The 19567-nt window shown below is 64.8% G+C and carries 21 protein-coding genes; 6 read left to right on the top strand and 15 right to left on the bottom strand.

Going from position 1 to position 19567, the window contains the following annotated elements:
* Nucleotides 1-68: 68 nt before the first annotated feature.
* Genes KVF90_RS17045 through KVF90_RS17035 form a run of 3 tightly spaced genes read right to left on the bottom strand, consistent with a single transcriptional unit; the run spans nt 69 to nt 2470 of the window.
* Nucleotides 69-983: a hypothetical protein gene (locus tag KVF90_RS17045; RefSeq protein WP_264392741.1), complete on the bottom strand. Its 915-nt coding sequence runs from the start codon at nt 981-983 to the stop codon at nt 69-71.
* Nucleotides 980-2182 (bottom strand): 2OG-Fe(II) oxygenase family protein, encoded by a 1203-nt coding sequence (locus KVF90_RS17040; protein WP_264392740.1) that lies wholly within the window; start codon nt 2180-2182, stop codon nt 980-982. The genes KVF90_RS17045 and KVF90_RS17040 overlap by 4 nt, the downstream gene beginning before the upstream one ends.
* Before the next feature lie 18 nt (nt 2183-2200).
* The gene (locus KVF90_RS17035; protein ID WP_264392739.1) at nt 2201-2470 is read right to left on the bottom strand and encodes a PqqD family protein; all 270 of its coding nucleotides are present in this window, start codon (nt 2468-2470) and stop codon (nt 2201-2203) included.
* A 262-nt stretch (nt 2471-2732) separates the two neighbouring features.
* Here KVF90_RS17035 and KVF90_RS17030 point away from each other — a divergent pair, with 262 nt between their 5' ends.
* Entirely contained in the window at nt 2733-2963 is a 231-nt protein-coding gene (locus KVF90_RS17030; protein ID WP_264392738.1) for a hypothetical protein, read from the top strand.
* A gap of 80 nt (nt 2964-3043) precedes the next feature.
* On the opposite strand, the gene KVF90_RS17025 is transcribed toward KVF90_RS17030, so the two are convergent.
* Nucleotides 3044-4225, bottom strand: coding sequence for a putative 2OG-Fe(II) oxygenase (locus tag KVF90_RS17025; RefSeq protein ID WP_264392737.1), 1182 nt, complete (start codon nt 4223-4225; stop codon nt 3044-3046).
* A 60-nt stretch (nt 4226-4285) separates the two neighbouring features.
* Nucleotides 4286-5203: a hypothetical protein gene (locus tag KVF90_RS17020; RefSeq protein ID WP_264392736.1), complete on the bottom strand. Its 918-nt coding sequence runs from the start codon at nt 5201-5203 to the stop codon at nt 4286-4288.
* Between the two features lie 80 nt (nt 5204-5283).
* Here KVF90_RS17020 and KVF90_RS17015 point away from each other — a divergent pair, with 80 nt between their 5' ends.
* Entirely contained in the window at nt 5284-7074 is a 1791-nt protein-coding gene (locus KVF90_RS17015) for an asparagine synthase-related protein (RefSeq protein ID WP_264392735.1), read from the top strand.
* Nucleotides 7075-7099: 25 nt separating this feature from the next.
* Here the strand turns inward: KVF90_RS17015 and KVF90_RS17010 are convergent, their stop codons facing one another.
* Nucleotides 7100-7519, bottom strand: a complete 420-nt coding sequence (locus tag KVF90_RS17010; protein ID WP_264392734.1) for a lasso peptide biosynthesis B2 protein — start codon at nt 7517-7519, stop codon at nt 7100-7102.
* A 100-nt stretch (nt 7520-7619) separates the two neighbouring features.
* Between KVF90_RS17010 and KVF90_RS17005 the strand changes: the two genes are divergently transcribed.
* The gene (locus KVF90_RS17005; RefSeq protein WP_264392733.1) at nt 7620-8498 is read left to right on the top strand and encodes a hypothetical protein; all 879 of its coding nucleotides are present in this window, start codon (nt 7620-7622) and stop codon (nt 8496-8498) included.
* A 6-nt stretch (nt 8499-8504) separates the two neighbouring features.
* Here KVF90_RS17005 and KVF90_RS17000 read toward each other — a convergent pair whose 3' ends face one another.
* The 3 genes from KVF90_RS17000 to KVF90_RS16990 all read right to left on the bottom strand — a co-directional run bounded on the left by KVF90_RS17000 (nt 8505) and on the right by KVF90_RS16990 (nt 12306).
* The gene (locus tag KVF90_RS17000; protein ID WP_264392732.1) at nt 8505-9899 is read right to left on the bottom strand and encodes a carbamoyltransferase C-terminal domain-containing protein; all 1395 of its coding nucleotides are present in this window, start codon (nt 9897-9899) and stop codon (nt 8505-8507) included.
* A gap of 393 nt (nt 9900-10292) precedes the next feature.
* The gene (locus KVF90_RS16995) at nt 10293-10448 is read right to left on the bottom strand and encodes a hypothetical protein (RefSeq protein ID WP_264392731.1); all 156 of its coding nucleotides are present in this window, start codon (nt 10446-10448) and stop codon (nt 10293-10295) included.
* A gap of 178 nt (nt 10449-10626) precedes the next feature.
* Nucleotides 10627-12306, bottom strand: a complete 1680-nt coding sequence (locus KVF90_RS16990; protein ID WP_264392730.1) for a tetratricopeptide repeat protein — start codon at nt 12304-12306, stop codon at nt 10627-10629.
* Between the two features lie 132 nt (nt 12307-12438).
* On the opposite strand from KVF90_RS16990, the gene KVF90_RS16985 reads away from it, so the two are divergent.
* The 3 genes from KVF90_RS16985 to KVF90_RS16975 all read left to right on the top strand — a co-directional run bounded on the left by KVF90_RS16985 (nt 12439) and on the right by KVF90_RS16975 (nt 14484).
* The gene (locus KVF90_RS16985; RefSeq protein ID WP_264392729.1) at nt 12439-12930 is read left to right on the top strand and encodes a hypothetical protein; all 492 of its coding nucleotides are present in this window, start codon (nt 12439-12441) and stop codon (nt 12928-12930) included.
* Entirely contained in the window at nt 12927-13742 is an 816-nt protein-coding gene (locus KVF90_RS16980) for an HTTM domain-containing protein (protein ID WP_264392728.1), read from the top strand. Before KVF90_RS16985 ends, KVF90_RS16980 begins: the two co-directional genes overlap by 4 nt.
* A 112-nt stretch (nt 13743-13854) precedes the next feature.
* Nucleotides 13855-14484: a response regulator gene (locus tag KVF90_RS16975; protein ID WP_264392727.1), complete on the top strand. Its 630-nt coding sequence runs from the start codon at nt 13855-13857 to the stop codon at nt 14482-14484.
* A gap of 2 nt (nt 14485-14486) precedes the next feature.
* Here KVF90_RS16975 and KVF90_RS16970 read toward each other — a convergent pair whose 3' ends face one another.
* The 6 genes from KVF90_RS16970 to KVF90_RS16945 all read right to left on the bottom strand — a co-directional run bounded on the left by KVF90_RS16970 (nt 14487) and on the right by KVF90_RS16945 (nt 19447).
* Nucleotides 14487-16142 carry a hybrid sensor histidine kinase/response regulator gene (locus KVF90_RS16970; protein ID WP_264392726.1) on the bottom strand — a complete coding sequence of 552 codons (1656 nt, stop codon included), beginning with the start codon at nt 16140-16142 and terminating at the stop codon, nt 14487-14489.
* Nucleotides 16143-16415: 273 nt separating this feature from the next.
* The gene (locus KVF90_RS16965) at nt 16416-16865 is read right to left on the bottom strand and encodes a hypothetical protein (protein WP_264392725.1); all 450 of its coding nucleotides are present in this window, start codon (nt 16863-16865) and stop codon (nt 16416-16418) included.
* Nucleotides 16849-17613, bottom strand: a complete 765-nt coding sequence (locus KVF90_RS16960; RefSeq protein ID WP_264392724.1) for a hypothetical protein — start codon at nt 17611-17613, stop codon at nt 16849-16851. The genes KVF90_RS16965 and KVF90_RS16960 overlap by 17 nt, the downstream gene beginning before the upstream one ends.
* Nucleotides 17610-18032 (bottom strand): DoxX family protein, encoded by a 423-nt coding sequence (locus KVF90_RS16955; RefSeq protein ID WP_264392723.1) that lies wholly within the window; start codon nt 18030-18032, stop codon nt 17610-17612. The genes KVF90_RS16960 and KVF90_RS16955 overlap by 4 nt, the downstream gene beginning before the upstream one ends.
* A complete protein-coding gene (locus KVF90_RS16950; RefSeq protein WP_264392722.1) occupies nt 18029-18808 on the bottom strand; it encodes a DUF4189 domain-containing protein in 780 nt (259 codons plus the stop codon). The genes KVF90_RS16955 and KVF90_RS16950 overlap by 4 nt, the downstream gene beginning before the upstream one ends.
* A gap of 132 nt (nt 18809-18940) precedes the next feature.
* On the bottom strand, nt 18941-19447 hold the full coding sequence (locus KVF90_RS16945) for a YbjN domain-containing protein (RefSeq protein WP_264392721.1): 507 nt from the start codon (nt 19445-19447) through the stop codon (nt 18941-18943).
* Nucleotides 19448-19567: the final 120 nt, after the last annotated feature.

Here is a 19567-nt window from a genome sequence, read left to right as displayed (position 1 = left end):
CGGTCACGCCACCCCCGGATCGCTGTCGCATGCGCCCCGTCCACACGCAATGCCGCCAGGAGGCAGGATCATGCCCTTGTCCCTTTGGCCGAGAGGCGGCTGATCGCTTCCAGAGCCCGATCGACCCGCTCGGTTTGCGATGGCGCGTCGAATTGCCGGACCTCCGGCAGAAGCACCATGGGAACCGTTCGTGCCAGCGCCAGAAGGCTTTCACGCACCCTCGCCCTGTTCGGCAGGGCCGTAAGAATCCGGGGGCGGAACAGGATTGAGCCGTAAGCCAACGCCTTTTCCCCCGGGCTGACCTGTTCACCCATCGCACGGCCCAGCAACAGAATACCGCCTACGGGCCAGCCGACGTCAGCGGCGCGCGCGCACGGCCTGACCAGCAGCTTGCCCCGTTCGTCGTCGGTCGGTTCGGGCAGGCCTTCGATGGCGAGATTCGTGCAGGTCTCGGGGTGGAGCCGCATGGCCGGCCGCCCGCGCCAGGCGAGCGGCTGGGGCGTAGTGGTCAGCGGGGTCAGGTCATCGGCCAGCAATTCAGCGCCCGCTTTCACCAGCTCGGCGGTCAGCGTCGATTTGCCCGCGCCGGAATTGCCCGCGATCAGCCACGCCTTGCCATGCAGCACCACGGTCGAGGCATGCAGCGGCAGCATCCCGCGCATTGCCAGCGTGATCGCCGCAACCGAGCTGTAGAACGCAACCGGCAAGCGGCCTCCCCAGGATGGCCCCGGCACCCAGCCGACCGCTGTGCCGCCGTGAAGGTCGAAGCTGATCGCGTCGTCACAATCGAACCGGACACCCGCATCGGTAATGCTGGCGCGGCCCACCGTTAGCCCGGGCGCGGTGATCCGGGTGGCGGGTTGACGGCACACTGCGATCGCGCCGGGGCCAGCGGTGGGGGCCGCATCGAACTGGTCGAGCGGAAGATCGCCGGTCCAGTCAAGCCCCGCAAATCGGGCGCAATAGGGCAGGGCCACGGTCAATGGGGGATGAGGTCAAAGGCGACACAAATCCGCCGCCCGCCCTCGACGCCATGCGGATGGGTGCGGTGATAGGCATGCGACGGAAACAGGTTGAGCAGGCCGGGCTGCGGCCGGACCAGCCTTGATCCATACGCCGCGGCAGCCTCGCGTCCGATCTGCATGTCAGGCAAGCCGAATTCGAGGCAACCGGCTGTGCTGTTGCCGCGCTGCACGGTTTCGGGAACCGCGACATAGTAGCCCCCGCTCGCCCAGCCCTTGGGGTGCATGTGCCACCGCTCGTAGCCCTCTGCGCCGGTGATGACGCACCACATCTCGATGTGGGCCTCAGCGGGCCGAATTCGCAACCAGGGATGATCACCGTCTGGCAGCGCGGCGATGGTCTTGCGGACATGGTCAATGATTAATTGCCGCAATGCGCGCATTGCAGGCGCCGTCGCTGTGGCCGGTTCATCGACCCGCAGGCTCGCGATCGAAGCGGTGCCATGCCGCCCTTCGCGGATGCCCGGGCTGTCGAGAAGTTCCTGCGCAATCGCTGCGTGGAAGCTTGGCAGGTCGGCCCAGCCATCGGGCGCCGGGGGGACTGACTGGGAGAGGAAGCGCTCCACGCCCGTAACCTCCCGCGCTGCATGAATGTCCCCGCGTTGCGCCAGCGCCTGTGTGCGGATGCCAAGCAGCTGGATGTGGCCCGCGCCCTTGGCTTCAATGGTATCGCACAGCACCAGCGCCCGGTCCGGCTCGCCTCTGGCCAGCCACCGCCCGGCCAGCAACGCGAAGGCATCGCCATTGGACGGATCCAGATCCAGTGCGGCCGCGAGAACATCCAGGGCCTGCGTCCCATCACCGGCTTTCAGCAAGATCCGCGCTCGGTCCGTCAAGGCGTCGGCGCGGGAAGTGTCGCTATCGGTCAGCGCTTCAGCGATTCGGGAAGCTGCCAGCGCACGCTCCAGATCCTTGCGGGTGCCCCGTCCCAGCAGGGCTGCAACGAGAGTCTTGGCTGTAATATAGTCGGCTGGCTCGCCGCTTGGATCAAGCAGGGCGATTGCCTCGCTGAATTCATCAAGCCGGTTGTGCAACTGCGCAAGCTTTACGCGCACCGCCGGCGTTTCGCGCAGGGCGACGGCGCGCTCAAGCAGCGCACATTCCTCGCGGTCGGTGAGCAGTCTGGGCGGATGGGCGACAAGGGAAAAGGGTGTGTCCATCGCCTTGGTGCCAGCCCTTCAGGCCGGGCTGACGAGCCGCAAGTCCTGCATCTGGCCGAGCAAGGCGGTCACCGAACGGTGGCAATCCTCGGGCGAAACGGCGAAGGATTCGCACATCACGCGCTCGATCGTCGCCTGGTCTGCCGGATTCTCCAGGACTTCCCAGACCGCGGCCGCAGTCGGGTTCAGGGCGACATAGGTTCCGGTGTCGATGTTCACCATGACATAGGAATCGTCGATCTCGGACCCAACCCAATCATCGCTGCGTGTCCAAACTTGTCCGACCATGCCCACACCTTTCCTCGACCTGTCTGGATGCAAGCGCGGCCCTATCATAGGCCGGTTGCCCCGCCAAGCAGGCGCAAAACGCGCTTAATTCAGCCTGAAATGCGTTTTGGGAACCGCTAGCTGGCGTTTCAGGCGCATTTGACCAACTTAGGGATGCGATCTGTCTCAGTACAAGCACTTAGCGCCGATTCACCAATTTTTTGCTGTTGCACCATTAGATCGACGGCGGTATGGAGCGCTTAAGAGTTTTCGGAGAAGAAACATGAAGTTCGGAAAAGTTTCGCTCGGTGTCGCCGCAGCTGTCGCCCTCGCTGCCGCTCCGACCCTGGCCCAAGCCGCCTTCGCTCCTGCCGTTGCGCCGATGAATGGCGATGAGAGTGAACTCAGCGAAACCGGCTCGATCGTCGTGGGCGTCGTTGCCGTGGCAGCGATCGTTCTGGCCGTCGTGGCAAGCTCGGGCGGAAACGATAACGAAGTTCCGGTCAGCAACTAATCCCAAGAGACCATTGCTGTCTCGTAAAAGGGGCTTCCGGTAAACCGGGAGCCCCTTTTCGTTTCTGCGTGCTCTGTCCCCTACGCCTGAAGATCGAACGCCACGCAGATCCGCTTGCCTTGCCCTTCGTGCGGATAGGTGCGGTGGTAGGTATGTGAGGGAAAAGTCAGCAGCATCCCGCCTTGCGGGCGGACAATGCGCTCTCCGTAAGCTGCTGCGATCTCGGCCCCCAGAATATCGTCAGGTAATCCGAAGCTGAGGCATCCCTTGCGGTCTTGCCCTTGCGCGATCTCATCAGGCACGCTGACATAGTACACACCGCTCAACCAGCCGAACTGGTGCACGTGCCACGTCTCATGCCCATTGCCCTCGGTAATCACGCACCAGATGCGCAGCCGGGCGTGGTCGGGCCGATATGCGGCCCAGCGGTGATCTGATCCGGCAAGGGCGGCGACCTGCTCTTCGAGCGATTCCCTGATCTGCGCCACCAGCGCATTGAAAAGCGGCGTATCGGAACGCGACGGGTTTTCGATTCGCCAGGTGAAAGCCGAGGCGCTCCCGTATCGTTCGTAGCGGGTGTCGGGATGGACGAGCAATTCCTCCGCCAGTGCGGCGTTGAATGCTGCAATCGACGCCCAGCCGGGTGGAGGTGCGAGAGTGCGCTTCTGGTGGAGTTGGTCAAACCCCTCGGCATGACGGGCCGCTTCGATGTCGCCTGCCTTGGCATGGGCCAGCACCTGTGCGCCGAACACGCGGGCATGTCCCACGCCCTGCGCGAAAAGCGCATCGGTCAACGCGAGAACCTTATCGCTGCGACCCGCCGCCACTTCGATTGCGGCAATACGCTTGCAGGCGTCCTTGTTGTGCGGATCGAGTGACAGCGCCTGCCGCAAGGTGGCAAGCGCCAGCTCACGCTGGCCGAGGCGCGTTTCGCATTTGCCGCGCATCGCCAGTGCACTCGCGCGAGCGGCATCACTCTCCGCCAGATCGAGGGCCCGGTTCGCCGCGCGGAAAGCTTTCTCGTCATCCTCCCGCGTTTCGCGTGACAGGTAGGCGTGAGCGAGATCGAATTCTTCGTGAATGTTGAGCGAGGGCGCATTCTCCAGCAGGGCGATCACCTCGTCTTGACGGTCATCGTGCATGAGCAGCTTGGTCAGACGCCCGCGGGACGCGGGTGTGGGCAGCTTCGCATAGGCGGCGCGCAGCAACGCGAGTTCCTGACCGACGGTCAAGGCCTTGCGGGGCTCGGTCTCGATACCCATCGGGCTAAACAGCTCGTTTCTCCTTATCGCGCAACGGGCTAACGATAACCCCAACCCGCATCATAGCGCAATGATGACCGCAGGTGGCCCATCGAGGGGGATATTGGCCACGCTTTGAAAGTCACGGTCCAGCATGATGATGCTGCCGGGAAGAAGGTCGCGTTCAGATCGCGGGCCGAATACCGATGCGCCCACAAGAATGCGATCTTCCGCTACCGACAGGCCGCGCGTCATCCGCCCCGGCGCGACGGCAATCCGCCGACCATTCGCGTCAATGATGTCGCCGCTCTCCGATGCGCAATGCCACAGCGTCCCGTCGGTATCGGCAGCTATATCATGGCATCCCGGCTCCGGCAGCGCGTGGCGGCCGGTCTCCTTCCATTGCCGGTCGAGCAGGATCAACTCGCTTGGACGGGACGGCACGCGCTTTCCGTTATGCGCCATGATCGCGATCCCGCCTGCCACCTCGGCAATGGCGTTGATGTGCATGTAGTTGCCGCCGCTGTCGCTCGCGCTTGCGGTTGGGAAAGGGCGCTGCACATCGACCGCAGCGCCATCCTCCGCAAAGCGCAGCACGCATTGATTGGCGGTATCCAGCACGCACAGCAGATCATCGATGAAGGCAATCTGGTGGCAGCTGGCATCAAGGCCTGTGGCGAGCACCACCGGTGCGGTCAAAACGCCGTCCACCAGATCCATCGCGATCAGCCGCCCCATCGGGCGCCACCGTTCGCGCCGCGCACAGTTTTCGAACAGGAACACACGATTTGCGCGCCGGCACAGTCCGAAGAACCAGCCGTGGGCAACCAGATGCGCGCTGTGTTCGTCAAGGGCAAACAGGCCGTTCTGCGTGCTGACGAGCCAGCGGGCTCCCTTGAGATCGGGCTCGGTCAGCCGCACATCGCCATCCCGATAGCTTTGGCGGGCCAGTGCCGTGCGTATCGCAGAGCGCGCATCAGGATCGAGAGTCATGGCCATGGCGGGTTCTAGTCTTGGCACTACGGCCCGCAACACAAAAGACTTTGGCGCGGACTTTCGGACTGTTAGGTGCGTGTCCCATGCCCAGCACCAGCGCCCCAACGCCCCGCGCAAGCGGCATATACGGGTCATTCCGGCTTGATGGCGGCTCCCCCGATCCGGGCGAGATCGCCGCGCTCGGGCTGGCTGAGGCTTCGGACAAGGCGCCATGGGCAATCGCCGGTCATGATCCTTTCGCGCCCGATGCCGTGTCGCGCCATGACGAGCGCGGGGCTGCAACGCTGATTGTCGGCTATATCGAGGATGCAGACGAACTGGCGCTGCGTCTCGGCCTGGATCCGCGGTCTTCGCCTGCCCGGATCGCAGAGGCTGCGCTTCAACGCTTCGGCCATGACGCCCCGGCGCATGTGATGGGCGAATGGTCGCTGCTGCACCGCGAACCGGACGGCGCGGTCACGCTGATGGTTAGCGCAGGCGTGCGCGATCCGCTCTTCTATGCCGCGTCGGGGCAGCGCCTTGCCGTCGCCCCGGATCTGTTCGCGCTGTCCCGGCTCGATTGGGTCGATACCCGGTTCGATGAGGCTGGCCTGCTGTTTCCGGTCGCGCGGGCGGCTTTGCGCGCGGCGCGCGGGGACACGACGATGCTGCGCGGTGTGCGCCAGCTGGAAAGCGGCGCGAGCGTCATCATCGATTCGCAAGGGTCAGTAATGCGGAGGCGGGCCAATGTGCTGATCGCCCAGCCACCCGCGCGCCACAGCTTTGACGAATTGATGGAAGAGGCTGAAGCGCTGCTGCGGCACATTATGGCCACCCGCCTGGCGCGCACGCAGCGCTGCGCGCATATGCTGAGCGGCGGGCTTGATTCGTCGCTCCTCGCCTGGCTGGCGGCCGAGGAGCGATCGGCTGGCCGCGACCCGATCGCCGTCACATCCGCCGCGCCCCCCGGCAGCGGACTGACAGACGAGACAGAATATGCCGCCATCGTCGCCCGGACGATCGGCGTGGAATGCTACAAGGCCTGGCCCGGCGAAAACGCGAATATCTATCGCCCCGCGCTTTCGATCCTGAGCGGACAGAACGGCCCGCCCCTCAGCAATCGCCATGTTCTGACCGATGCGCTCGTGACGAAAGCGATGGCGCATGGTGCCACGCTCTTGATCGATGGCGCCTATGGGGAAATGTCGGCGACGGTCAGGCTGACCGCGCAAGGGTTGAAGGACAGGCTTCGCGCGCGGGCAGGGCAAATCTATCGCGGAGTGCGCGCCTTCGGTTCTTCACAGGCCCCGCACGGCCCCTTCCATGTCCGGCTGGCACCGCACCGTTTGGCGGCCATGCCCGACGTCATGACGGAAGCGCTCGCCAAGCCTGCCCCGACCTTCGCTATGCCGGGTAAGGGGGATCTGTTCGGCTACATTCCCGGCATCGAGCGTGGCCTTGCCCTGCCGACCGAGTTCTACCCGGGTGGGCTGCGCATCGAGATGCCGTTCCGCGATATGCGGCTGCTGCGCCTGTTCGCAGGAATGCCGGTCAGCACCTTGTTGCAGGGCGGCGCAGATAGACCTGTGGTGCGTCGCATGCTCGAGGGGCATCTGCCGGATTCGATCCGTCTGCGCCGCGGCGGCATGCCCGCATCGCCCGATCACAACCACCGCTTGCAACATCAGGCATCCACCGCGAGTGAGCGCATCGCCCTGTTCCGCAAGGCGGGGATCGACGACTGGCTGGACCTCGACTGGCTCGATCAGGCGCTGGCCGGAATGGCGGTCACCGGGCCGCAGAGCGTGAACCATGGCAACGAAGTGCAGCTGACCGCGATGATGGCGGAATTTCTGCTGTGGTGGGGCGATCAGGGGCGCGTGACCACGCCGTGACGGCCATCCCCCGCCCGACCAGCCGCTAGAACCGCGCCACTTCCCGATAGTTTGCCATGGTTTCCCTGCCTGTCACGATGATCGACGCTGCCGATAGCCAGGCATGTGCGGTCATGGCGGGCTGGCTGGCATCGGCCCCGAGCGACAAGGTCGAGCCATAGCCCCGCCGCGCCAGCATCACGCGTGCCGCTATCGCGCAGATCAGGCAATGCGTCCGGCGCGGTAGCACAGGGCCGAGGAATGCGATGATCCGGCGCAAGTCACGCGCCAGTTGCAGCGGTGGTTGTTCAAGATCGGTCGGCTGCAGCCAGCCCCGCCACTTGCGCGAGGGCAATAGCCGCACGGTGGCCCAGACGATTCCGATCTGCGCCAGCGCTTCCACACCGAGCACCACGAAATGGGCCAGGCGGGCGGGTTTACGCAGCCATGTTCGGGCAGGGGCCATGCCGTGCCATACCGCGCAAGGCGCCTTGCGGGAAGCCGCCATGCTTTCCGCAAGGCCCGCATGGGTCGACAGCCGCTGTGCGAGCGGCGATAGAGAAGGCATGACCGGCGAGCGGCAGTTGTACAGAGGCTATGGCCTCACGATCGACAGCATGTTCGCGATTCCGGGCGCCGTTCCCGTGGGGCCGGGTGTGGGCCAGCCCGAAATCGTTATCAGCGCGGGCGACACTGCAATCGGTCCGGTGGACCTGGCCCTTGGGCCCTATCAGCGCAGCGGGGATGCCTTGCTGCTCGATGTGCCGGGAGTGGCGCGGTATCTTGCGCGATCTGCCGGGGAAATGGTGATCGAACCCTATCCCCATGCCCGGGCCGACGATGTCTCGGCACTGCTTGTCGCCACGGGGCTGCCGATGCTGCTGTGGATGCGCGGCGGCATCGTGCTCCACGCTGCCGGGTTGATCATGCCGGGGACTACGCGCGCCATTGCGCTTGCCGGGCCCTCCGGCATCGGAAAATCAAGCCTTGCCCAGCGGTTGCTGGCGGACGGTGCAAGGCTGCTGGGTGACGACAGCTTGCTGCTGTCCGTCGCGGACGATGAGACAATGGCAAGCGGCTTGCCTGCCAGTTATTTCCTGCCGGGTGCCTCGGCCGTGCAGCGCGACCTGCATGCCGTCCCTGCGAAAGCGCAGGTCGAATACGCGCCCCTTGGTGCAGTCATCGTCCTCTCGGCGGCGGAGCCGGAAACAGTGAGCCTCCCCTCGCAGCTTGGCGGCGCAGCGGCGTTGGAGGCGTTCTTGCAGAACCGCCACCGTCCCCGCGTCCCCGATATTCTCGGGCGGAGCAGCGCGCTCCTGCCGGTTACCGCGCAGCACTGCCGCAATCTGGTTGTCTACCGGTTGGAGTATCCGCAGGGCGATCTGGCCGAGGCGCAATTGCGGCTTGAACGCCTCATTACTGCCATCCCACTCCCACGCAGCTAGTTTGGGTTACTGCGCGGGCGGTGCCAAAGCCTTCACCGCCTCGGCATCGCGCCGGAGATAGGCGCGGCCTTCCAGCACGAAACCGTCCAGTTCGCGCCGCCGCACATAACGGTCCAGATCGTCGATCCGGTTGATGAAACCCTTGCCGTTGAAGTTGAGCGAGGTGTTGCACAGCACGCCGTACCCGGTGCGCGCCTTGAAGGCGGTCAGCAGGTCGAACATCGGCGCATTGCTGGCCTTGCTCACCGTCTGGATGCGGGCGCTGCCGTTGACATGGGTCACGGCGCGCAGCGCGTCGGTGGTGGCGGTGAAGGTGTAGAGCATGTGCGGGCTGGGCGCATGGCAACCGAACCAGCGCGCCGCCTCGTCCTCCAGACACACCGGGGCAATCGGGCGGAACTGTTCGCGCCGCTTGATGACATTGAGCCTTTCGCGGGTTGCGTCGGTGAACGGCGCGGCCAGGATCGAGCGGTTGCCCAAGGCGCGCGGGCCGATTTCGTAGCGGCCATTGACCCAGCACAGGATCAGGCCCCGCGCGAGCAGCTCCGCCACTTGCTCCGGCCCTCCATCGATAATGTCATAGTGATCCCGCTTGATTGCGCCGCTGCTGTCGAAGGCGTCGCCCGCATAGACATCCCAGCGGATCGTCGGGTCGCCGGTGAAATGCCATTGCGCGTCGATGGCGGTGCCGATTGCCGAACCGGAATCATTCGCCACCGGGGGCACGAATACCTGGGGGAACAGCCCGCTGGCGGCCCACTTGCTGTTCCAGTCACAATTCAGCCCGCACCCGCCAGCGATCAACAGCGGCAGGCGCTTGTGCAAATTGGCCTCGGCAAAGCGGTAGAAGGTATCGAAGATGCGGTCGCTGGCGATCCCGGCGAAGTTGCGGAATTCGGGGTCCTCCACGCCGACATTGTAATGGGGGGCCCGCTCGATACCCGGATAGTGATCGAGCCGTACGACCGGAGCCGACATCAGATAGGTAAGAAAATCCTCTTCCCCTGCTGTCGTCTGGTTGCGCGTTGCATAGGATGCCAGCGCCATCAGCTTCCCGGCATCGCCGAAGCGGGCAATGGCTCGGTCCTTGGGAAATGTCGGGTCGGCAAGCCCGTACACGGATGCATAGCGAATGCCCGGCTGGCTCAGCACATCGCCCAGCAGTGTGAAGTTGAACGCCTCGTCGATCTCGTAGAAGGAACCGATGACGCCTTCCCACACCAGTACATAGCAGGGCGTGCCTTTGGGCAGGCCGGACAGGCCGAATGCACACAGCAGATGCGAGCGTTCGTGGGTGGACGAGAAATAGGGCAGGCTTCTCCCGAGAATCTCGCGCTGCCCGACCGCAATCCCTGCAGGGTCGATGCCGCGATAGCCGACATGCGGATATGTCTTGGTCAAAGGAGATTCGTTCAGCCCATAACCGCCCATACAAAACACGTCGGGGGTGTCGCCCAACGCTTCAAGCGCCACGGCAATGTGCTGCTCGCCTAACGCGGCGTAGCGGGCGTTGCTGTCTTTCTCAGCCTCACGGGAAAAGACCAACTGCCCGTCCACAAGCCAGACGGCGGCGCCATCATGGCCTGGGTTGCAAGCCAGTATCTTCATCGGTGGGGTCGGTGGTCAGCCATTGGGCACAAGGGCGGAGAGTTGCTGGCTGAAAAATGCGAGAGGCCCTCACCAGCCATGGCTGCCCGCCATGCCGCAATCGGCACGGACTAACGACATAACGCGGCGAGAGGCGCGATCATTTCAACGTGCCCGGCGGCCCGCCGGACACTCCGCAGCGTGCAATCAGCTGCGCTGGCAATCGGGTGCGGCATTGCCACCGACATCTGCGCCGAGATTCGACAACTGGCTGGTCTCGCCAATATCGAGCGTGCGGATCGAAGGCTCAACCCAGGTCTTGCGGCTATCGGCGGCAGGAACGGTCGTCTTGATATCGTCCATTAGCTTACCCTCATAATGCTGAGCCTTATCCCTACGTGCAGTCGGACGATTTTACAATGGCTTTTCAATCCGAAGCTTTGAGACATGGCGCATCTATCCCGCTTGCTGCCAGAGCGGTGCGGTGCAGACCCATGCTTGACTGCTCAAGCCTGTCTGAACCGGACGCTGGCTCCGGCGATCATTGCGCTGCGATAGTGATCGGGCCGGGCGCGAGGCCTTGGCAGCGGCGGTCATGCATGGCCCGATAGGCTGATTCGAGATGCTGCGTGTAGCGCGCCGTATCGAACAGCGGGGCGGTGAGCCGCCGGGCGGCCAGCGCCTCGCGAACCGCGGCGAGCGCATCGGGCTGCGTCGCGAGACGGATCGCCTGCTGTTCGTAATCCGCCGCTGACGCCGTAACCAGTTCGGGCAGGCCCAGCGCTTGCAGCACGCTCGCCGCCACGCGTCCCGGCCAGGTGCTGCCTGCCAAAGTCAGCACCGGCAGGCCCGCCCACAGCGCATCGGTGGTGGTGGTGTGGCCATTATAGGGCAGGCTATCGAGCGCGAGATCGGCGCAGCGGTGGCGGGCAAGATGCTCGTCCGGCGGCAGGCGCGGCGCGAACACCAGCCGAGCGGGATCAACGCCATGGCGGAGAGCAGCTTGGCGCAGGTTAGCGGTGGCGACGGGGCTCGCATCGAGCAACCACAGCACGCTGCCATCGACTGCGCCCAGAATTCGCATCCAGCGGGCGAAGGTCTCTGGCAGGATCTTGTGGCAATGGTTGAAGCAGGCAAAGACGAAGCCATCCTCCGGCAACCCGCATTCGGTGCGGGTGAAGCGCCGGTCGCTGATCTCGCGCTGCCGGTCGGCCGGGTAATAGGTATCGGGCAGGTGGACGATCGCTTCGCTGTGCCATTGCCGTTCTTCCTCGGGCACGACGACCGCATCGGCAATGGCATAATCGACCTGCGGCGCGCCGCTCGTCGCCGGGCAGCCGAGGAAGCTGACCTGCACCGGGGCCGCGCGGTGACCCAGCACGGCGCTGCGGGTTTTGCCGAAATAGCCGTTGAGATCGACGAGGATGTCGACAGCCTCGGCGCGGATCCGGGCGGCCAGCTCGGCGTCACTGAGGGCTCGGACGTCGGTGACCTGCGCAAAGGCGCTCGCGATCCGTTGCCGCAAAGGCGTGCCGTCATCGCCGCCATTGTCGAACGCGATGATCTCGAACCTGTCACGGTCGTGGTGGTCGAACACGCCAGCCATGACCAGCCCATTGGCGGCCAGATTGAGTTCGCCCGAGAGATAACCGATGCGGATGCGTTCGCCACGCTGCGGGGGCGGAAATCCGGGTGGTTGAGCCAGAGTGGCAGCAACACGCCGCTGCCGGTTCTGCGCCGCCTTCAGCAGGCTTTCCGGCGAATCCGCAATGGCATGCCAGTAGAAAGGGTGCACCGCATCCTTGCCCGCCTCCAGCTCTGCGGTCACGGCGGCGACAAGGCTGTCCAGCCCGTCCCAGTCGCAGCACAGCATTTGCGCCTGAAGGATCAGGCCCGACACACCGGGCCGGTCGGGTGCAAGCCGCTGCGCGCTGCGCCACGCTTTCAGCGCGAGTTCGTGCTGGCGCAGGGTATAGAAAATCGATCCCAGCGCGATCCATGCCGGCGCCGATGCCGGGTCGATCTTCGTCGCCTTAAGCGCGCTGGCCAAGCCCTCGGCCTTGCGTCCCAGCGCAAGCAAGGCGCGGCCGCGCAGACTATGAGCATCCGCGCGCGCTGGGGCCAGCGCTATGGCGCGGTCGAGCGCAGTCACGGCCTCGGCAAAGCGCCGCGCATCGAACAGGACCTGCCCGGTACGGATCTCCTCGGCAGCCGATGACATGCGCAATTCTCTCCTCGATACGGCGGTTTATGGAGGCCGGTCTTGCTCCACAAGCCCCGCTGTTGGCACGCCCCGTCCGGCAAGCTAGGCTGCGGCGATGCAGCAGAGGGACAGCACCGGAACGGCAGCGCCATGGCGATAGGTGAAGCGGCCGTGCTGCTGGCGCTTGCCTGGCTGGCGCTGACGGTGCTGTTCCAGTTCCGCCCCTTCAGCCTCCGGCACCAGACGCTCGACCGGCTTGGTTTGCTGCCGCGCTGGCTGTTCTTCACCCAAGGCGTCGGGAGTTATTCGGTTTCGGTAGAGGTCCGTCTTCGCGATCGGCACGGGAATGTCGGCGCTTGGGAGCCTGCGCCGCTGTGGCCGCCGCGGCGCTGGTGGCACGCGGCTTTCTTTCCTGACCACGCTCTTACCGGAGCCCTGTGGCTCGCGGCCGACCGGCTCGCCCTGCGCGCGGAGCGGGGGGATAGCGCCGCGACCTTGGCCGGGACACAGGCGTTCGCCACGTTGCAGTCGCACCTGCGGCGCCAATTGCCCGCGCAGGAGCTGCAATTCTCCGTGCTGCGCGGCGAACCGGCGGGCGAACATCCCGAGCGTCTGTTCGTTTCAAAGTTCATCGGCCCATGACCGACGATCTTTTAACCGTGGGAGAGACCTATCTTGCCGCAGCGCGCATGGCGCTGGCGGTGTGGCTGATGCTGGTCAGCGCGCACTGGATCGCCAGTGCAGGCGTGTTCGGCCCCGATGGCGCTGTGCCGTGGGTGCGGATGGCGGGCAAGGGCGTGATTGCCGGGTTGCGCCGTCGGCTGCCGGTCCCACTGCTGCGCCTGTGGATGGCGGCGCAAATGGTCATCGCCGTCATGCTTTTCCTCTCCGCTTCGACGCTGCTCGCAATGGCCTGTCTGTTGGCGGCGCTGGTCAGCCACGGCAGCTTTCTCTTGTTGGGCGGAGATTACGGATCGAGCGGCGCGGACAAGATGGGAATGATCGTGCTGGCGGGCACTTTTGTCGGCACGGCCGGGCTGATGACCGGCGATGATGCGCTGCTGCTGGCAGGGTGCCTTGTCAGCGGAGGGCAACTGCTGATCTGCTACATGGTCGCGGGCCTTTCCAAGCTGAGGCAGCCCGCATGGCGCAGCGGCGCCGAGCTTGAGGGGGTGATGGCTCATGCCATCTGGGGTGCGCCCTGGGCGGCCGCGCTGCTGCGCCCGCGCCCTGTCGCGCAGGCCGCCAGCTGGGTGCTCATGCTGGGAGAAGCCCTGTTCCCGCTGGCGCTGTTGCTGCCAGAACCCTGGCTGATCGCCGCGCTCGCCGCGATGCTGGGCTTTCACATCGCAACCGCCATTGTCATGCGGCTAACGCTGTTTCCATGGGCCTTTGCCGCCGCCTATCCTGCAGTGCTGCTGCTGGGGCAGGTGGCAAGGAACGCGATCGCCTGACGGTGCTTTTCTGGCCACCCCCGGCGGAATACCTATAAAGTTTACGCTCCGCACAGTGACACAACCCATCAAGGCTTGCCTGCAAGCGCGAACTCCTGTTTGAGACATGGCCATGAACCGCGAGAGGATCATTGTTGCGGATGACCATCCGCTCTTCCGCGAGAGCCTGTGCCGATTGGTGGCAGGCCACCTGCCCGATGCCGAGATCAGCGAGGCAGGTTCGGCGGCCGAGGTGCTCGATCTGGTCGAGCGCGAGGGTGCTCCTGATCTGTTCCTGCTCGACCTGCTGTTCCCCGGCATGACGCCCCGCGAAACGCTGAGCCTGCTGCGCCAGCGCTGCCCGAAATCCTCGATTGTCATCGTCTCGATGTTGGACGACGAAGCGACCATCGAGCGGATGATGGAGCTGGGGGCCGATGGCTACATCGTCAAGGCGATCTCCGGCAGCGAGATGGTAGAAGCGATCATGGCCGTTCGCGCAGGCCGCTTCGTCATTGCCCGGCCGGGCCAGTCCGCAGCCGGGGACGTCATTCCCGCGATAACCGACATCATGGACCTGACCGCGCGCCAGCGCGAGATTTTGGCCGGTGTTATCGCGGGCAAATCGACCAAGCAGATCGGACGCGAGCTTGACCTTTCGCCCTTCACGGTTCGCAATCACCTGACCCAGCTATTCCGTGCCTTCAAGGCCGGGACGCGCGCTGAACTGGCCAGCAAGGCGCAGGTCGTCGGCCCTCACTGACCTCAGGCAGCGAGGCGGAGCGATGATATCGCGGATCGCAACTCCGCCGGTGCCAGCGGCTTTCCGAGCAGGAGCGGCGATGAGCCGGTGCCGGTGTAACGGCTCACGTCGACATCGTGGGCGCTGAGGATGATGGCCGGAATATTGCGCCCGCACGCCGCCCGCTGCCTTGCGATCACATCGAGCCCGTTGATGTCGCAAGCGATGTCGTAATCGGTCACGATCAGGTCCCACCCGCTGCCCGGTTCCGGCATGGTGGGCTGGGCCTCGACCTCGCAGCCCCAGCCGCGAAGCAGGCGAGCGGTCACATCAAGGATTTCGGGCTCGTCCTCCACCAGCAGGATGCGCAGGCCCTCCAGCGGAGCGGTCGGCATGCGCCGCCTCGCAGCAGGGCTGGACGCCGGGTGCGTCGCCGCGACGCGCCTGAGCCCATGGAGCGCGGCGATCGTGCCCCTGCCAGGGGTCGAGCGGATTTCCGGCTCCAGCTCCAGCAGCTCGGCAAGGCGTTTGACAATGGCAAGCCCCAGCCCGACGCCGCCGCCCGCTGATGAGAACTGCCCGCCGTTCGCCTGATAGAACTCGTTGAACACCTGCGGCAGATGATCGGCCGCGATCCCGGGGCCCTGATCGTGCACTTCGATGCTGAGCGTGCCGTTCCGCATGCGGCACCCGACCAGAACCCGCGCGCCGCGTGCGTGCTTGATCGCATTCTCGATGATATTCTGGAGGATTGTCAGCATCAGCATCGGGTCGGTCTCGACCCAGTGCTTCGTGGGCATGAAGGCGATTGCTCCAGTGGCATCGTCATCGCTTGCGGCACATTGCGCAGCAAGGTCGTCGAAAAGCTTCTGGACAGGCACCGCAACAGGTTTCGGCGTGGTCCCTCCCCCATCGATCGCCGAGATATCGAGCAACGACTTGAACATCGCCGTCACGCTCCCGAGCGACGTATCGAGGCGGTCTGCCAGATCCTTCTGGTCATGCGAAAGACCGGTCTGGCGGAGGCTTTCGAGAAACAGGTGCATGGCATGGACAGGCTGGCGCAGATCATGGCTGGCCTGCGCCAGAAAGCGCGACTTGGCTTGCACAGCGGCGCGGGTCGCTTCTTCGGCACGCTCCTTTGCGCGCAGCAATGAATAGGCGAAGGCCGGAACCACCAACGCGGTAACGGCGAGTGTCGCGGGGAGGACCGGGTCTTCCTGCCAATGCGGTGTGGCAAGGAAGATGATGGCCAGAGAGATCTGCGCCAGTGCGGTTCCGATAACCAGATACTGGCGGCCGAAGCGCACGCCGTTGCCAAGCGCGACCCATACGATGAAGACATAGGTGGGCAGCATCACGGTGCACCCGGCAATGATGCTGAAGCTGGCTGTGCTGAAATCGACCAGCATCGCGATCCCACGCCGCACAGGATAGTGTCCGGGGTAGCGGCGGATCAAGAGAAGCAGCCCGGATGCAAAAGCGATGAAAGCAGCATAGGCCGCGAGCAAATTCTGGGCCCAGCTTTCAATCTCGGCCCCGTCAGTCACGACCAGACTGGCGATGACAACATAGGCTGATACCAGCAGCGCGATCGGAATCCTGACATTGGCCTGCATCCGCTCGGCCTGATCTTCGGCGGCTGTGGCGGGTTGATACCCCGCTGCAAACAATCGCATGATATGCTTCCCCCTTGCAGCCCTTCCGGATGCTGCGCGCCCGGCCCGATACCACGCCGCACCCGGACGAAGAAGCCCGCTGGCAGAGCGATCCTTCAAGGGGGCGGAACGCGGGCGAACATCGGAGCGAAATTGCCCGGGCCGAGTGAGGGAGTAGGCGCAGACACGCTCCTCTCCGATGCTCGGGACGCTGAGTACTCGCCGGCACTCAGCCGGGCAACGCGGGCACTGTACTGGTACGTCGGGTGCCGGCCATGTGCCCGGCCATCGCTGCTAGCGGACCGGACAGCGGCGGAAGATGCGCGCAGTCTCCGAACCGCGGATGCGCAGGCGAAGCGTCCCGTCATCGGTCTGCGAGAGGATCAGCACCACTGGCTTGCCCTTACCCATTCCCAGTTCGAGGATCGCGTCGCGCGCAGGCGGCTCCTGGTCAGGACGGAGCAGCACGCCGGCGATCTTGCGCTGCTTGCCCGACAGCGTGACGCTGTGGCTCGCGATCAGCAGCGCGTCGCCCGGCCTTGCCTTGTCGCATTCTGCGGTTTCATTGACCCAGCGACCAAGAAATGTCTGCGGCACGATCGGCGGTGTGACAGGTTCGAAGATCGCGCGGCCACGGTAGACGGGCTCGGGCGGGGCATCCTGTGCTGCGAGCGGCGCAAGCGCGCCGAGACCTGCGGCCAGCAGGGCAGTGCCGAGAAGCCCCGCGCTACAAAAGCGACGCATCGAAGACCATCGCCTGCTCGCGGCCCTGCGCGTCGGTCACTGTCAGCGCCGTCCACTCCGCTCCCGCCTCGTAACCGAGGCTGATGAAGGCAGAGCCGTGCACTGCGTTGACCCGGAAGCGCCCGGCCGCCGGACGGCATTTCCCCTGCGTGATGGCGGTCTGGAAAGCGGTGATCTGGTGCCCGTTGCGCTCGCCCGGTCGGCGCACCGGCGGGATCGCGGCGATCACCCTGGCGGCTGCCGCACGGTCGGAACAAACATAGGCGCGCTTCTCGCCGCTTTCGATCGTCAGCGTGCCGTCTGGCGCATGCAGGTATAGCCAGCGCTCGAAATCGTTGCGGGGATGACGGTTGTTGGAGGCTTCGTCGATGATGCCGATCACCTGTTCACCCGAGGGCCGATGCGCCGCGAACAGCATGAACGGCCCTTCGCCTCCGGAGGCAATATCGCGCCGCTCCACAACGCTGGAGATTTCAAGCGGCCCCGACGTTTGAACGCAGCCAGTTACCTCCAGGCCCTTGAAAAACATGCCGAGATCGAGCCTGCCATTGGCGTTGGCGACGAAATACTCGCGCAGCATGCGCGTGGCGGTGTTGATGTCGCTGCACAGCACCACGCCGCCCAGATCTTCCGGAATGTCAGTCCGCGTCGGCAGCTCGTCGTTGGCGGAAAGGGGCGAAAGCGCGGACAGCGCCAATGCCGCCACGCCCCAACGCACGCCTGAAGATCGGATACGCAAAGCACTCATCGCCGTGTTCCTACCAACTTCGCGTCAATCGCCAAGGGGCCGCCGCCGCGCGCCATCAGGTGCAGGCCGATCACTACCAGCGACAGCGCTGGCCACCACAGGCGCAGGTCCTGCGACCAATGCACCATCACCAACGCGACGACAAAGGTCACCGCGATGATCAGCCCCGCCAGCCGCACCCCGACCCCAGTCACGAGCATCACCCCTGCCAGCAGCTGGGTGAAGACAGTCAACCGCGCGCAGAAGGCCGGAGCAGGGAAGCCCGCCGCCGTCATGAAGCCGATGAATTCCTCCATCCGCGCAGGGTCGGTGATGTTGTCCCACACGCCATAAACGAGGAATATGCCGGTCGCCAGGCGCAGCAAAAGCAGCGTAAGCGGCTCGGCGCGGCCCGGGGGTGTTGGTGCAGCGGTCGTCATTGTGCCTCGCCCGTCATGAAATTGTGAACGAAAGTCCGGCGCTCGCGGCTGTCATAGACAGCCTGAAGTATGCACTTCTGCTTGCACAGCACCTTGGCCGCTTCGCCCGCCCGCTTGGGGCTGGTTTCGGCGGTGACGGAATGATCTCCTCCGCCCAGCACATAGGTCTGGAGGTAGCCGTTGCCCGAAAAGGCCACAATCTTGCACTGGCGCCCCGTCGCTTTCGTGCAACTGCCAAGCGCCGCGTTTTCAGCTTCTTGCAAGTCGGTGTAGCCGGACGCGATGTAGAGCTTGTCATCGTAGCCCTCGGCCCCGTCGACCCAGGCGGCCAATGCGTAGGATTTGCGCACTGTCGCCGTGTCCGGGATGTAGTGGCTTTTGCCTGATCCGAACTTGCCGATGACTTCGCACGGCAATGCCTGCCGGGCCGAACACTGGGCCAGCACTTGCTTGCGGACCGCACCGTCGTCGCCGTTCCACGCGTTATAAAGCGTGCCGCTGCGGTCGCGGATGATGGACATGGACGAATTGTTCCAGCTGCCGATCGACTTGCAGCCACCGCCCATGGCGCGGTTGCAAGCTTCCAGCGCGTGGTTTTCCAGAGCGCTGCCGCCAAAATCCTGATTGCCGACCATCCACACATCGTCGGCATCTGCGTGCCAGGCGATTGCGCCGTAGCGGTTGACTATTGTCGGCGGCGTTTCAGGTAGCCTGTCGCCTTGATTGCGAGGGCCACAAAGCGGTATATCCGTCTTGCCGTCCAAATCTTTGGTCATGCCAATGATCAGCTCGTCAGCCCCCGGTCCGCCGGGACAGGGGCGACCGTACGACTGCGCCGCAGCCGGCAGAACCGCCAGCCATGTCGCACAGGCCAGAGCGAAAACGAGAAACAGGCGAGCTTGCATCATTCAATCCACCATCAGCCGGGCAAACGCGGACTCGCTGAAGCCCAGCACCCCTTCGACTTGCCCGCGCAGTTCTGCAAAAGTGATCATCCTTTCCGGTGCGTAGATGGTATCATCGATGCACGTTGCCCCATCGGCCTGAAGCGAGGCGCGCAAATACATCTCCGTCTGGTTCCAGCGGGCGACGCGCGCTTCGGATGCCTCGGGCAGCGCCATGCACATCCGCGTCTGCACCATCTGGCAGCGCTCTGCCTCGCACCGGGCGAGAAACACTGTAAAGCGAGCGCCCTCGGCCTCGAAGGCATAGCTGCCTTCCCCGGTTGGCTTCGCCGCGACGGAATGCCCCATATCGGCGAGGGCCGCCGCAATCGTCGCCGGGCGCACAGCAAGAACCGTGCGCAACTCAGCGGGATCACCTGCGATGGCGCGGGACGGCAATATCGCCAGCAAAGCCGCCATCAGGCAGAAGGAACCTAACCGGGCGAAGGAGCGCGATGTTTGGGCAGACATGGCAACAAGCCTATCGCCAGGCGGGCTGCCGCGCAGCCTGCGTCATGTCCTAGTACATTGCAGTTGACGCGACTCCGCCGGTTCCGGTCTAGCATGCTGGTTCGGATCGGTTTTCATGCA

Source organism: Porphyrobacter sp. ULC335 (assembly GCF_025917005.1).
Classification (GTDB): Bacteria; Pseudomonadota; Alphaproteobacteria; order Sphingomonadales; family Sphingomonadaceae; genus Erythrobacter.
Note: the sequence above shows the minus strand (reverse complement) of the source record. Positions and strands in the feature narration are given on the sequence as shown.